This is a genomic window from Pectobacterium quasiaquaticum, from assembly GCF_014946775.2.
Lineage (GTDB): Bacteria > Pseudomonadota > Gammaproteobacteria > Enterobacterales > Enterobacteriaceae > Pectobacterium > Pectobacterium aquaticum.
On sequence record NZ_CP065177.1, the window covers coordinates 2965365 to 2981014 of the forward strand.

12 protein-coding genes and 1 pseudogene are annotated in these 15650 nt (G+C 36.8%); all 13 read right to left on the reverse strand.

Annotation, left to right across the window (positions count from 1 at the left end; translation table 11 throughout):
• Position 1 precedes the first annotated feature (1 nt).
• Positions 2 to 742 carry a WaaS/CpsH family glycosyltransferase gene (locus IG609_RS13590; RefSeq protein ID WP_193400917.1) on the reverse strand — a complete coding sequence of 247 codons (741 nt, stop codon included), beginning with the start codon at positions 740 to 742 and terminating at the stop codon, positions 2 to 4.
• A gap of 155 nt (positions 743 to 897) precedes the next feature.
• Entirely contained in the window at positions 898 to 1989 is a 1092-nt protein-coding gene (locus IG609_RS13595; RefSeq protein ID WP_193400919.1) for a hypothetical protein, read from the reverse strand.
• Between the two features lie 689 nt (positions 1990 to 2678).
• Positions 2679 to 3740 (reverse strand): DUF1972 domain-containing protein, encoded by a 1062-nt coding sequence (locus IG609_RS13600; protein ID WP_193400921.1) that lies wholly within the window; start codon positions 3738 to 3740, stop codon positions 2679 to 2681.
• Between the two features lie 316 nt (positions 3741 to 4056).
• A complete protein-coding gene (locus IG609_RS13605; protein WP_193400923.1) occupies positions 4057 to 4977 on the reverse strand; it encodes a glycosyltransferase in 921 nt (306 codons plus the stop codon).
• Positions 4978 to 5528: 551 nt separating this feature from the next.
• A pseudogene (locus tag IG609_RS20640) lies at positions 5529 to 6644 on the reverse strand (ISAs1 family transposase).
• Between the two features lie 944 nt (positions 6645 to 7588).
• A complete protein-coding gene (locus IG609_RS13625; RefSeq protein WP_193400930.1) occupies positions 7589 to 8839 on the reverse strand; it encodes an O-antigen translocase in 1251 nt (416 codons plus the stop codon).
• The gene (locus IG609_RS13630) at positions 8823 to 9938 is read right to left on the reverse strand and encodes a DegT/DnrJ/EryC1/StrS family aminotransferase (RefSeq protein WP_193400932.1); all 1116 of its coding nucleotides are present in this window, start codon (positions 9936 to 9938) and stop codon (positions 8823 to 8825) included. Before IG609_RS13630 ends, IG609_RS13625 begins: the two co-directional genes overlap by 17 nt.
• Positions 9935 to 10402: an acyltransferase gene (locus IG609_RS13635; RefSeq protein ID WP_193400933.1), complete on the reverse strand. Its 468-nt coding sequence runs from the start codon at positions 10400 to 10402 to the stop codon at positions 9935 to 9937. Before IG609_RS13635 ends, IG609_RS13630 begins: the two co-directional genes overlap by 4 nt.
• Before the next feature lie 4 nt (positions 10403 to 10406).
• The gene (locus tag IG609_RS13640; RefSeq protein ID WP_193400934.1) at positions 10407 to 10805 is read right to left on the reverse strand and encodes a sugar 3,4-ketoisomerase; all 399 of its coding nucleotides are present in this window, start codon (positions 10803 to 10805) and stop codon (positions 10407 to 10409) included.
• Positions 10806 to 10831: 26 nt separating this feature from the next.
• A complete protein-coding gene (rfbC, locus tag IG609_RS13645; RefSeq protein ID WP_193400935.1) occupies positions 10832 to 11377 on the reverse strand; it encodes a dTDP-4-dehydrorhamnose 3,5-epimerase in 546 nt (181 codons plus the stop codon).
• 10 nt (positions 11378 to 11387) lie between these two features.
• Complete coding sequence (gene rfbD / locus IG609_RS13650; RefSeq protein WP_193400936.1) at positions 11388 to 12260, reverse strand: dTDP-4-dehydrorhamnose reductase; 873 nt, start codon at positions 12258 to 12260, stop codon at positions 11388 to 11390.
• A gap of 8 nt (positions 12261 to 12268) precedes the next feature.
• Positions 12269 to 13144 (reverse strand): glucose-1-phosphate thymidylyltransferase RfbA, encoded by an 876-nt coding sequence (rfbA, locus tag IG609_RS13655; RefSeq protein ID WP_193400937.1) that lies wholly within the window; start codon positions 13142 to 13144, stop codon positions 12269 to 12271.
• 320 nt (positions 13145 to 13464) lie between these two features.
• Entirely contained in the window at positions 13465 to 15636 is a 2172-nt protein-coding gene (gene wzc, locus IG609_RS13660) for a tyrosine-protein kinase Wzc (RefSeq protein WP_193400938.1), read from the reverse strand.
• Positions 15637 to 15650: the final 14 nt, after the last annotated feature.

Genomic DNA, 15650 nt, shown 5'->3' on the forward strand with positions numbered 1-15650 from the left:
ACTAGGATACCTTTTCAATAATACCAATGTAGTAATTATCTGATTTGTATTTATCCAATACATTTTCAGGCAGAACAATAAATGATGTTTTTAAAAAATCATCAGGAATATTCATATCATCATCTAATATTAATATGTTCTGTGGATTAAAAAAATCATAACTTGCAATTTTTTTATTATTAGTAATCAATTTTCGCTGATAAAAAACAGACTCTAAAGCTCTTAATGTTAACCCATCCTGCCCTTCTTTGACTATATCTATGATATAACTTGATTTTAACACATTATTCACATTTTTCCGATAACTTACATTCTTTCGGAAAAATAAATATGAAAAGTCGCTTTCTTCAATTATAGTGATATCTGAATTGATACCTTTCTCAGTTAATTTCTCAGAAAGACGACTCAATATTAATCTCCTTCCTTTATTCAAGCCAAGGAAATAAGCTCTACACTCTGGAATATTTTCTTTTTCTTTATATACAGGAAGGTATTGATCTTTAAATTTAATATTAAAAAACTGTGCATCTGATGGATCAAACGTATACATATCAAAACCACTTTCACGCAACCCCTCAACTCTTTTCTTATATTTCTTATTAATTAAATTCCTGAAAATAACTATTTTCCTTGGGGTTGCCAAATCATTAACCAAGAATAAATAGTGCAAAACATCATCACTAAATATTAGAATAAAGTCATGATTCAACTTTCTTTTCAAAATGGACTTGATAATTTTCACGCCCATATCCGAAGGAAGAAAAAATTTGATAATTTTAAAAAACACCCTTGTCAATTTTGACATGGAGATATTTTTTACATTATAATATTTTCGTAACGAGGAAATTGTGAAACAATCATAATCACTATACCACCCCCAGAATCTAATTTCCTTCATTATAATTCCTTAAAATTTGGTGACATGGTGATTAGCAATGGAAGTGATTGTGGAGAAATCGGTTTCGTGCCTTGGATTATATCTATAACTTCATCCAAATCGATAGCATTGGGTAATCGAGAGAATTCCATTTTTGTATCAGGTGTATTAACAATGAAAAAAGGAAAACTCGAAAGATAAAAATCCACAAATACACCACTCTCAGATAAAATTGCAACTTTTGAATTTTCCATACCCTCTTTTATCGAATCAACAAATGTCACATTATTAATATATGGATAATCATTCAAATCATCAGGATGTTTTTTAACAAAAACACTGAGTCCTGTTTCTGATACTATTCTCTCAGCAAAAGTGAGCAAAATGCTATTTCCCAAAGCATTATGCCTACCATTAAGGAGTAAAAATATATTATTACCTTTTTTATAAATTAACTCAGCTCGCTTAAAACACCCAAAAGGAATCAACCTTTTTCGTTCAATGCCACAATCAACAATATTGTCTACAGAGGTATTTCCCCAACAAAGCATAAAATCAGAGACAAAGTTTAAATACACTTCCTGGTTTATAGTCCCTGGGGAAAAAGTATAATAACCATGCTGTAAGGTATATGTATGACACTCAAAATACTTTTTACAAAATTGAGATATAAGATTATCCTCAGGGTGAGCATCACAAAAAGTCACTATTTTTTTGTTTTTTAAATTTAACTGTCTTATTTTTATGTATAAATCATAAAGTTGAGACAACTGAATTAGTTCTTTTAAATTATATCCACGCGTAGCATTCAAACAGATAAACCCTATTTTACAAAAAACATCATACAAGCAAAAGTAATATTTTACAGAATATTCTATGGCAGGACGTTGCTTCTTACATGCCGCTATAAAATCACACATATAATTTTCATAATCTTTTCTTCCTTTTAATGGAGTAGTATCGAAAATTATGAAATCAACATTATTTAGACCAGAAGATGTTAATTTATATGAGAATAGCAATGAATATATTAATCTCTTGGTATTATGTTTTAAATAAGTTCTACATTTTAATACATTAGATAACTGTAGTTTAAAAAATGAATTATACATAATAATAACTTAATTTTTTTAGTTTATACATTACCTTGTAAAAATAGTATTTTATTTCGGTAATACCTAAAATTGATTTAATCCGATGTCTAGTATTCGCTTTTAAGACTCTCTGTTTCCCGTGTTAATATTTATTGATCCTGCTTTATCACCACGGCCAAAGTCTCAAAGGACATGAAGTACTTCGCTGTCGCTATTACCATCATGTGTTCAAATTTACCTATCATTATAAAACTTAAAGTAACGATAACACTGACTCTGGAGTGCACACAATACAAAAAACGCTGGCATACTTACCTCTTCTATATAGGTAGGGCAAAATTACGAATGATTTTTAATCGCCATTTGACGATCAATCAAACGTGCGCTATCTGTAAATGGTACAGTAACTATCCTTGAAAGATAGTCAATTTGGTTAATACTCAACCTGAGTGAATAATAGGCATTAATATTCTCACCCTAAATAACTATATAGGTCTACGAATGAAATCTGCCACGAACTAGTTATGTCAGAGAAATATAGAAAGAAAATATTTGTCTGGTATTTACTCATAAACAACTATCTGACACTAAGACCTCGTATCAAGCGACTGGTGCGTAGCCCCTATTTTTCACGCCATATCCAACACAAAATACATATTCTTTGAAAGAATTACCCTTAACTCAGCCATTTAGCACCTTCCAGAAAATTAATACAAACTTTCATATGATGAAGAAATCACTTTCCAAGTATATCGCTTCAGCGCAACAACTTGCATATTATCAGCATTATTTTTCAACTCTTGATGGTGTGTATTTCTAATTAATTCGATAAGCTGTGAAGGATTTTTAAAATAATGAGCTTTATTTTCAGTGCTATATCGATTAAAAATACAATCATAGGCAAATACAGGCACAGAAAAATGCATCGCTTCAACCAAAGAAGGATTGGTTCCCCCAGCCGAATGTCCATGTATATAAATCTCACACCCACTACGCAGTTTATAGAGTTCATCAAGATCGTAAATTGGATCAATTAGCTCTATATTAACATATTTACTGTATTTCTCTTTGAGTTCACGGCCATATGTACTAGACATCCAGTTACCGACAAATTTAATCTTATGATTTAATAAACAAAATGATTCTAGCACCATACTCACATTATTTTCAGGTTCAATACGACAAATCCCCAAAGCATATTTTTCAGCCATTCGACAAAAAGGCAGAGAATCAATATTACGAAGGGCATGATCTCCACCGTATGCAATAGTAACCGATGAAGCGCCATACTCTTCCTTTACATAGTCACCAATAGCCTGATTATCTGTCACAATTACGTGAGAATATTTTACAGAAAAGTACTCTGATAATTTCAGGAACTTTTTCCCCCAATAATTCCACTTATCTCGCTTCCATTCTAGTCCATCTATATTAGTAATTATCTTCGATCTTGATAATAGCCTGAAAAAAGGAATAAAAATCCCTCCAGATATGCCTAGAATCAAAACAGTATCAGGCTTTAAAAAAAGACATCTAATAAGCGATAATATATCATAAAAAATACTCTGTATTCCGTTAGCATTCAGAGGTAAATAAATCAATTCAGCGCTATTATATGATAAAAGTTTATATTTATAATTTTTTTTAGAACAAAAAACATAGTATTTATATCCCCCAGATTTATACAATGTCAAGTTTTCTACAAGAGACTCAAACCCACCATAACAAGCGGGAATACCAACAGTTCCAATCACCGCAATTTTCTTCACTATATAACTCCAATATGTTCATTATCTGAAACTTTATAATTATGTATTTTCTCTATATAAATATCGAAATATTCAAAAAATATACTCATCGTGCATAACATCCTGTTATACCAAAGCAAGGTCACGAGCAAGGTCACGAATATTTTTTAATTGTCACTGACGATCAATTAAGCTCACACAGTCTGTAAACTGTACAATCCAACTACCTCAGCAAGATTGGTTAAAAAACAACCCAAGTGAAATAATAAGGACTCATGCTCTTACCCCACCTATTGTACCAATAAGAATTATTTTCATAATAAAGAAAAAACATTTCTTATTTGGATGAGATAAAAATTTTTATAGCACCAACATATTTTTTAATAATTCTTAAAAAAGATAAGCATGATAAAAAGATACATTGCTCTGGATAAATAATTATATTTTTTAAAGACATTTTTTCGCGAAAAGAGAGAACTTTAGTAAAATAAATATTTCTTTTCCAGAAAACACTAAGATAATCAAGAGAGATTATATACAAATATAGTCTCCTAAAATCTTGTGTAAGTAGTGGGTTTCTTTTACCAAGCGCAGACACCCCCCCCAAACTATATTTGATAGATATAATATCAAGAAAATGAATGGTAATATTGTTTAACAAAACCTTTATATAGAAAGGGTAGTCCTCTAATAATCTATAGCTTTCATCAAAATATCCTAGCCTTTCCAGTAAAGATTTACGATAATAGGTACAGGAACCAGAAATAAAATTACCACGTTTCAAAATATAATTAAACAATAGGTGTTGACTATCGAATAACTCTATTTCATCTCTCCTTGGCAAACTTGAATATACTTTACCGTCAGCGACAGGAAGACGTCTCGTTGTAAATAAAGAAACACCGGGGTCCTGAAATTTTTCAGCAATCATATTCACAACATTATTATCAAAAAACCGATCATCTGCCGAGAGAGGTATAATAATTTCTCCGTTACTATTTTTTATAGCATTATTAAAAGAACGAACTGTCCCGATATTATTTTCATTCTGTAATATTCTAAAATGAAACGGGCATTTCTCCTTAAGAAGAGAATAAATATATTGATAATCAAAATTTTTGGTCCCATCATCAACAATTAAATACTCTATATCAATATTACTGGAGATTTTTTGTTGTGATACAGATTCAATAGCAAGTGATAAATCACACCAATTATTATACGTCAGTGTTATTATTGAGATTTTTTGCCTATTCATAAAATGAATTCTGAATTTACCTAAATAAATCAAATAGAAGACGAGATCGTTTCTGCTGTCTGCTCACGACATCGTACTGTTAACAATAGAGCTATAATTTCTGCTAACAAACCGAGTGAATCAGAGAAAAATAACGAAACCTACGGCCAGCAGAAATCAACAGTTGACGCGAGGCAAAATTATGAATACTTGTTAATAGCCACTTAATGATAAATTAGCTCTCATTGTACGTAAACTGTACACTCCAAATATCTCAAAAAAATAATCAGTTTAGTTAATGGCCAATCTGAATGAAGAATAAGTATTAATTCTCTGCCCTTAACAGTTGATGCGAGAGACTTTCCACTAATCTTCGTTCACTTATTTTTCTGCACAGATCCTCTTTAAACTCTTTGTTTTCTGACAATACATTTATCTCGACATGTACTATCACTGAGAATAATTCTGCTATCTCCCCCCCTCTTTTGATTCGATAATCATCTTCTTTGATTCTTGCATCCAAACTCGTGTACAACTTATTATTGTGTCCTCCTTTATATATGGATTTGACCCTATATATCCAGACGCATTTTCTCGCTTACAGTGGAAAATTCAGCTCCGAAGTGCAATGCTAAGCTAGGATGAGAACATGAGTGTACAATTTTTGTTCGTCGCGTCAATTTCAGCCAAGAGCACTTGTTCAGGGTTATATGTCTCACCGTCGCTAATATTTGAGCCGCTTCCCTAGGATAGATAGGACACGCATCCTCTTTCATTGTGACGTCCAGTACCCAGTGCAGTTGATGCTCTATCCTCAATGACCTCGCACGGTATTGGCGAACTGCTCTTCGGTCAGGTCGACTGAACTGATGTAATACAGATATTTCAGTGACGCATTGCCCTTGCTATCACGACGGTAGCCAATCGCCACACCCAGCGTGTTTAAGTCTTTCCACATGGGAAATGGCTTTACCATGTAACCGGCTGGCATCAAATGGTATTTCCGCAGCTCTATCCTGCCTAATGACTGCTCGATAGTCGCCTGATGGCCTCCTTCGCGTGCCAGAGGAGCCATGGCTTCTCGAACAGCTCGGTGTAGGGTTTCCTGGTTGCCCTTTACGGCTCCACTCTTATCTACAACCTGGGCCGCTATCGCGGTCTGGCAGCCCATCGCCATCAATCGAAATCAGGCAGCCTCTCATATCCAGCAGCGCCAGCAGTTCAGGAATGGCGGTTATCTTGTTAGACTTGGCATCGATTTTGACTTGCCCGAGCGCCACTTTGTTAGCGATGGCAAACGCACTGACTATATGAATGGTCGACTGTCGGTCGCCCCTATTATGGGAGCTACACAGAGCCTTACCATCGATAGCAATCAGCTCCACTTTGACACGTGAGCTAACCGCTTGCATCCATTTGAGAAAGCAGGCTTGAAACTGTTCAGGGCAAGACTGGACATCACTCTAGCAATCGTATTGTGAATGAAAAATCTTTTTAAACAAATATTTACACTAAAGCCAACGACTGTGAGCCTGTCCAAAATCTTCAATATCCTCCCAGCCCTCGCTGTCGCCGATGATAGCGCAAACCGTCAGAAACAGGATGTCGAAGAGTGGATAGGAGATTTTCGCTGATACACATGGGTCGTTAGGCTCAGAAAAGAATTCAGAAAAGGCATCAAGCTGCATGGATGGCTCCCAAGAAAAGGGAGCATAAGATCACACCCAATCCACAGGTCAAAGCGTTCTGAATTTGATCATAAAACGTTCACAATCTCGCCCTGAGTTCGGTATTTCTTTTTTTTACTGATTTTATACCCTTGCCGCATCCTCCCATAACTGAGCTTTATTGCCGGTATCGGATGAACGGCATCGATAAGCAGAATTGGCTTATCATCGGCTGTTTTCTTTAAATCATCATCATATCCAATGAAGTGCCTTTGCTTTTCTTCACTGAATTAATGATTCTGGGGTATATAAATACGTTCATCACTCATTATCATCTATCCCAAGTTATATCATTTTTTTTAACTTGAGCTGGACAGCCAGCAATGAGTGAATTTGGAGGGTATTTATTATTAACATATGATTTCGCACCTACAATTGAACCACTTCCGACCTCACTTCCTGCGGAGACAGTTACACCTTCACTAATCCAAACATTATTCTCGATAGCAATAGCTTGTGATTTTATCTTCCCATTTATTTTATGATTTGAGGTGTCCGTGATATAGCACCCCCAAGAAATAATAGTATTCTCACCTATACTTATTTCCTTGGAACATATTATTATAGAATTACAAGTTATTCCAGAAACCTGCCCATCACCACCACCAATATATAAATTCGCTCCTTTTTCAACAATTATCTTAACTCCATCCCCTAAAAAAACCTTTTGTTAAAATTGACCTGACAATTATCAGAAAAAGAAAGCACAGTCGCATTATTACCAGAGAAAAAATCTTCAAATATTATTACTACCTTTTCAGTTGATTTTATTAAACAGTTATTATATTTGTTAACCACCACTGGCTTTTCTTTGATGCTTAATATAAAAAAATAAAGTAATATATGATTTATCTTTAAACTCTTTACTTTTTCCTTTAATTTAAGGATGTTTTTTTTCATATCATTTATCGAAACCATGGTTTTACAAAAAAGATAATATATAACATGTAAATAGTGTAATTGATCAAATAAGCTAAATTAGCGCCTAGAACACCGAACATAGGAACAAGAACACATGACAAAGATACAAAAATAACAGAAAAGATAATTTCGGTTGAAATAAACCATTTAGTACAACCACGAGACAACATAGGGTAGGCATACAACCAACTAATTATTTTAATCACATCCCCTATTAGCTGAACCGCGAAAAGATCTCTAGATGAGCGAAACGCATCAGTAAATAATATCGAAATAACAAAATCTCGTAGCAGATAAATGGAGAATGCCATTACCCCAACAAGTGGTAAGATTACTTTTACGGTTTGGTTAATTTCATTGCGTATAGATGTAGGATCTTTTAGAGAGGATAACTTTGGCAAATAATATGTACTCAATGCCATTGTAATAACCCCGAGGTATACTTCCGATATCTTCCACACTGCCTGCCATTGTCCAGCCTGTTCCCATCCTACCTCTGCAACTAAAACTTTGCGAACCAACACTAATGCAATCGGTACCGTTAGCGCAGTGGTGATCGCCATCAGAATATAACCACCGATAGCCTTACGCTGTGTGCTTACATTCCATTGCCACCAATAGCGAACTTTCAACCAAGGCTGGCGTAGTGATGAAAACAACATGACAACACCGATAAGGCCTGTTTGCATTGATGCAGCTAACAAAGCGCCCTGCAAGTTCTTTTGAACTATAAGGGTTACCATCACTGCACCAGATATAAATACACCCCCAGCTCCCATAAGAACATAGCGTATATATAATTGCTGGCCATTAATTACTGAATTAATTAAATTTCCTATAACAGCAAAAGGAAGCGCTATAACTGTAACGATTATTAGCCAAGAATATCCGCTACTGGAAAATAGCCATTGAGAAAAATACTCAGATAGCAACAATCCCAACGGCATGACTACTCCCAACAGGAGCAAAGCCCACTGTAAACTAGCGCTCCACCAAGGGGCACAAGCATCGAATCCTCTATCTTTGTACTCAGCTGTATAGCGTATTACCCCAGCGCCAGTTGAGGCATTAACTATCCCTGTAAGTGATGCAACCGTACTTTGCACTTGCCCTAACAATGCAATGCCTGTAGGCCCCGTATACACTGCTATAACTTTAGCAATTACGAATCCTATTAACATCCTCATCATAGTAAGTCCAGCCGTCATCGCGGTGACTTTAAATATTTTTTTCATACAGAAAACCGTTAATTTTTTCAATAACATAATTTACTTGGTCATTCTGCATAGTCGGATCTATTGGTAACGATAAGACTTCCTGATGAATACTCTCAGTGATAGGAAAAGAGTTCTTGTTAAAACAAGGATATGCTTTTTGTTTATGCGGGGGTATAGGATAATGAATTAATGTTTGTATCTGATTTCTTGCTAAATAGGCTTGAAGTTCATCTCGACACTGACATTTCACAACGAATAAATGCCATACATGTGTACTATCATTAGAACAAGATGGTAATGCTACATGCATATTATTAATACCATTTAGATACATATTAGCAATTTCTTTTCTTCTCGCATTTTCTTTATCTAAATAGCTAAGTTTTACATGTAACATAGCTGCTTGAATTTCATCCATACGGCTATTAACACCACGATATATGTTTTCATATTTTTTGTGAGAACCATAGTTTCTCAGCGCTCTTATTGTCTTATCTAATTCATCACTATTAGTAGTAACAGCACCTGCATCTCCTAATGCACCTAAATTCTTACCAGGATAAAAACTAAATCCCGCCGCATCCCCCCAGTTACCAGTTTTACGCCCACTGATATTCGCACCATGAGCCTGAGCACTATCTTCTAAAATTAATAGATTATACTCATTTGCTACTTCAACCAATTCTGGCATAGGCGATATTAGCCCATATAAATGTACTGGTAAAATAACCTTTGTCTTAGAACTAATTGCCAGACGAACATTTCTTGGACACAAATTATAAGTAGTGGGATTAGGTTCAACAAGAATTGGAGTTAAATTATTTTCAGTGATAGCTAATATAGATGCTATATAAGTATTAGCTGGAACAATAACTTCATCACCATCTTTTAGTTTACCAAGCTCTTTCCATGCCCGTAACACAAGAATCAATGCATCTAAGCCATTAGCCACACCGATAGCATGTTTAGTTCCACAATATTCTGCAAATGACTTTTCAAAATCACTTAGTTCTGGACCATTAATATACCAACCAGAGTCAATTACTTTTGAACAGGCTGCTTTTAATTCGTTTTTATATTGCTCATTAATACTTTTCAAATCTAAAAAACTAATCATTTTATATCATCCACCATTTTAATCACTCGAGCAGGATTACCAACAACAACACAATTTGGAGGGACATCTTTGGTAACCACGGAGCCAGCTCCTACAATACAATTCTCACCCAAAGTCAAGCCAGGTAATATAGTTGCATTAGCTCCTATTGATGCAGAATTTTTTATTATTGTATTCAAAAAATTTTCAGGGAATCTTTTTGATCGCGGTTTTTTATCATTAGTAAATGTCACATTAGGCCCAACAAAGACATTATCTTCGATACGGATCCCATCCCAAACATACACTCCACATTTTATAGTGACATTGTTGCCAATAATTACATCATTTTCTATAAACGTATGAGCACAAATATTACAATTCGTTCCAATTACAGCCCCCTTTAATATAACAGAAAACTGCCAAACATTTGTTCTTTCGCCGATATTACTAGAGCAAACATCGCTGAGGGGATGAATAAACATTATTTTACACCTTAGCTAAATCGATGAATTCATCATAATTTCTTATATAATCTGATTCATCGTAGAATCTGTCAGCTAATACCAGCAGCACACAATCCTCTGAAAAATCATACATTTCTCTCCACACAAAAGATTCAATTAACAACCCCTGCGCTGGGTTGTCTAATAATAACTCTATCTTTTCATTGCCATCATCTAGTAAGAATCGACACGAGCCTCGTACCGCTACTGCCACCTGTTTCAGTTCTTTGTGTGCATGAAAGCCACGCCTAACATTTTTTTTCGTACTAAATAAATAATAAACGCGTTTAATCTCAAAAGGAATATTATGATCCTGTTCTAAAGCAACCAAAGAACCTCTGTCATCACCATGAGTCTGAAGCTGAATTATTTTAATCTGCATAGAGAATTACTTCCTTAGGCTAAACACTATTTAAAGCAATCCGTATTCTTTATGAAAGATGCATTTTTGTCTTTTTCAGATAATAGAACAGTTCTTAGAGGCCAAACTATATTTAAGTCTTGATCATTCCATCTAATGCTTCTTTCACTTTGAGGAGCATAATAATTTGTAGTCTTATAAAGAAACTCAGCCGACTCACTCAGTGTAACGAATCCATGAGCAAATCCTTCGGGTATCCAGAACTGACGCTTATTTTCTGCAGATAAGTGAACTCCGACCCACTGACCAAAAGTTGAAGACGACTTACGGATATCTACTGCCACATCGAAAACCTCTCCCTCAACGCATCTGACCAACTTACCTTGTGCGTGTGGTGCTAGTTGATAGTGTAATCCTCTAAGAACCCCCTTAGTTGACTTAGAGTGATTATCCTGTACAAAATTAACTGAAAAACCTATACCTTCTTCGAATTTATTCTGGTTAAAACTCTCAAAGAAAAAACCTCTATCATCACCGAAAACGTCAGGCTCTATAATTTTAAGATCTGGTATTCTTGTATCAATGATTTTCATTACTAATCACTTAATTATATAAATGGATATTTTTCAGAGCATTAATCCAATTACTTGGTTTAATCCCAAAAACATGGTTTATTTTTTCACAACTAAGTTTGGAATAACTAGGTCGTTGTGCTGGGGTAGGATAATCTTGAGTAGTCAATTGAGATAACACAGGTTTACTATTTAAAATTTTCTTTTCAATTGCTAAGTCAAAAATTTTTTCTGCAAACCCAAACCAACTAATATAAGGTATTCCACTAAAATGAAAAACACCCCATGAATTAAAATCAGGAGACTGCGTTTTTTCAGCGATAAGGACTAATGCATCAGCGATATCACCTGCATAGGTCGGCCCACCAAATTGATCAGCAACAATACCTAATGAATTACGCTCTTTTCCAAGCCTCAGCATGGTTTTGACAAAATTATTCCCATCCTCACCAAATACCCAGGCAGTTCTTAATATAATATGGCGCTTACATGCTGCGGTAACGGCTAACTCACCTTCTAGTTTACTTTTTCCGTATACGTTTTTGGGATCAACAAAGTCAGATTCAACATAAGGAACATCGCTTTCACCATTGAATACATAATCAGTGGAAATATGTAATATCGTAGAATGAATGCTTTGAGCAGCCTCAGCTAAATATAATGGACCATCACGATTGATCTTGTACGACAGTTCAACTTCCTGCTCTGCTCTATCTACCGCAGTATACGCTGCAGCATTAATGATCACATCAGGCTTAAAGTCTGTAACAGTTTTAAAAACTGCATCTCGATCTGTTATATCCAATACATCGCGATCAAGAGCCAAAATGTCAGTATTGCTAGTTAAGCGCTCGACCAAGCGGGTGCCAACTTGCCCATATGCACCTGTAATTAATATTTTCATTTTGGTTCTCAGGAAATAATAGGTTTAAGCAAAGATATCAGATAGTTTCCATAATCATTTTTAAGCATAGGCTCAGCGCGCTTGACAAGTTCCTCTGCACTTAACCATCCTTTTCTCCAAGCGATCTCTTCCAGACAAGCAATCTTTAACCCCTGAACATGTTCGATCGTTTCAACAAATGAAGATGCCTCATGTAGACTTTCATGCGTACCAGAATCAAGCCACGCAAAACCGCGCCCCAATAGTTCTACATTAAGGCTGCTATCATCCAAATACATTTGATTAACAGCAGTAATTTCAAGTTCACCACGGCTGGAAGGTTTAACCGCTTTCGCAAAGTCAATTACTCGATTATCGTAAAAATAAAGCCCCGTAACAGCCCAATCTGATTTTGGTTTTTTGGGTTTTTCTTCGATGGAAATCACTTTATTACTACTATCAAATTCTACGACACCAAAACGTTCTGGATCTTTCACGCGGTAACCAAACACTGTTGCGCCAATATCGTGGCTAGCAGCTTGAGCAAGGGTACGTGAGAAAGACTGTCCATAGAAAATATTATCGCCGAGAACCAAACAACACTTATCGTTACCAATAAAAGATTCACCAATAATGAAGGCTTGTGCTAATCCATCTGGGCTTGGTTGAACAGCGTATTCGATATTGATGCCGTATTTTGACCCATCACCTAACAGGCGAATAAAAGAAGCACTGTCTTCTGGAGTTGTAATAATTAGTACATCACGGATATTAGCAAGCATGAGCGTCGACAAGGGGTAATAAATCATTGGCTTGTCATAAACAGGCAAAAGCTGTTTTGAAACACCAAGCGTAATAGGATAAAGACGCGTACCTGATCCACCGGCTAAAATAATACCTTTCACTATTTATCTCCTGAATATAAGCGTTTACGAAAGTTGAATTACGCAACACTCGCACTACTCTATTTCATTATTTACTACTCTATGATAAAAAATTTAATCACCATCATAACTTAAATTCATAGTTTCCCTTTAGAATACATAAAAACCCGCATATTAAACATGCAGCGTTAACGTTTAACATTAGAGGCTTCAATATTTTAAAATATGCTGAAGATATGTATCAAAGGGAGGATACTGAGGGAAAGATAGCGATTGAAAATAGAAAAAATCCACAAACTACAGCACCTGCTAAATATTTTAACAGGTGCTGTAAAAACGAATTATTTTTCAGATTTATAATCATAAGTATAATAATGATAATTACCATACCCATAATAGCTCGCAGCGCGCTTAACAATCGCGTTAAGGATCACGCCTTTAATTTCAGTCCCATTCTGTTCAAAGCGACGAATACTCACTTCAATTTCTTTTACCGTATTCATTTCAAAACGGGCAACGAGTAAAGATGTTCCTGCATGACGACTGATAATAGCCGCATCCGTAACTGCCAAAATTGGCGGCGTATCCAACAGCACCAAATCATAATGCTCACCCGCCCAGTTAAGAAACTCGGCAAAGCGGCTGTGCATTAATAATTCAGAAGGGTTCGGTGGCACCTGCCCACGGGGAATGAAATCCATATTCTCCACGGCAGTTTTACGCACGCTTTTTTCGGCACCACACTGACCAGATAAAATATCTGACAAGCCATCCGTGCCATGGGTTCCCATCAGTTCATGTGCGTAACCTTTACGCATATCACAGTCAACAATCAGTACTCGTTGGCCTGATTGCGCAATAACCGCCCCCAGGTTGGCGCTAACAAATGTTTTACCAATAGCAGGGCTTGCGCCGGAAATCATTAGTACATTGTTTTTTGCTTCCATCATGGCGAAGTGCAAACTGGTGCGGAGGCTTCTAATTGCTTCAATCGCCAGATCGGCCGGATTGCCTAATGCCAATAAATCCGTCGCTCGCGTGTTGCCTTTCTTACTCTTCTTACCTAGTAAGGCTCGGTCTTTTTTCTGTTGCCATTCAGAAAGTGGCACGCTGGCGTAGACGTTGATACCTAATTCTTCCAGCTGTTCTGGGCTTTCGATGCCTTTATGCAACAGCGTTTTCAGTATGACGAAAGCTGTTGATGCCATGCCGCCCAGAATCATTGCCAGCAACACAATCAGTGCCTTTTTCGGTTTCACTGGCTTAGGCTGTATTACGGCGTTATCCACGATGCGTACATTACCGACAGTACTGGCCTTGTTAATGCTCAGCTCCTGCTGTTTGTTCAACAGTTGCATATACACTTCTTGCCCTGCCTGTACATCCCGCGTTAAGCGCAAGATCTCCTGCTGGGTTTTCGGCATTGCCCCTACACGTTTATTCAGCTTATCCCGCTCTTGTTCTAACGTTTTACGTTTTTCCATCAGGGCTCGGTAAGCGGGGTGTTCGCGGGTATACAGCTTCGAAATTTCCGCTTCTTTAAACGTCAGTTCATTCAGTTGTGCTTCAACTGCAACGGTGGTATCCAGTACTGCTTTCGCTTCCAAAGAAAGGTCGACCGACTCGTTCTGTTGGCGAAACTGATTAAGCTTGTTTTCAGCGTCATTCAGTGAACTGCGCACATTCGGCAGTTGCTCTTTCAGGAATTCCAGGCTCTTGCCTGCCTCTTCGGATTTACGCTCTACATTCTGTTGCAGATAATTTTGGCTAATGCTGCTCAGTATTTTGGTCGTCAGTGTCGGATCGTCACCTTCTAGGCTCAGCGCCAATACGCCCGTGTCCTTCCCTTTATCCGCTACGCTGAAATTCTCCAGCAGATCATTAATCGCGGTTAACTGGTTTAGCTTTTGAATACGAAAAATGGTACCCGGTTCAGCAACAATATCGCTGACTAATAAAGTAATACCGTTGTGGTTTTCGAGCTGGCCGATAGTGCCGGTGAATTTCACGACATCACCCGCTTCGACAGCGTATTGCTGATTAGGCAATACTTCCAGCGATAGCGTTTCATCCTGCCAGGATGCTGGCACATCAAGACGAGATACGGCTATCTTTCCAGGCTCGCTGCCTGCCAAACGCGCAATACCTTTGCCCACTAGCGGGAAATATTTTTGCTGAACGCTGATATCCAAAACTAAATCGTTCACCGTTTTGCCAATCACCATGCGGGATTTAATCAGTTCTACTTCAGCAGCAGACTGGGGTTTGGCATCGGGCAACATGCTGGAAATGTCATTTAATAACGAATTACCCGAGCTTTGTTCCACCTGAATCAATGCATCGGCTTTATAAACCGGTGTGGCTAACATGGCATACATAATGCCTAAAACGGTGAACACCGCTGTCACACCAATAATCAACCAGCGGTTATCCAGCAATGTCCCTAATAAACGCCCTAAATCGATCTCATCTGAATTGGTTTCAGATACTTTTACTGAAGTTTTCTCTGTCATCGGATTCTCTGACG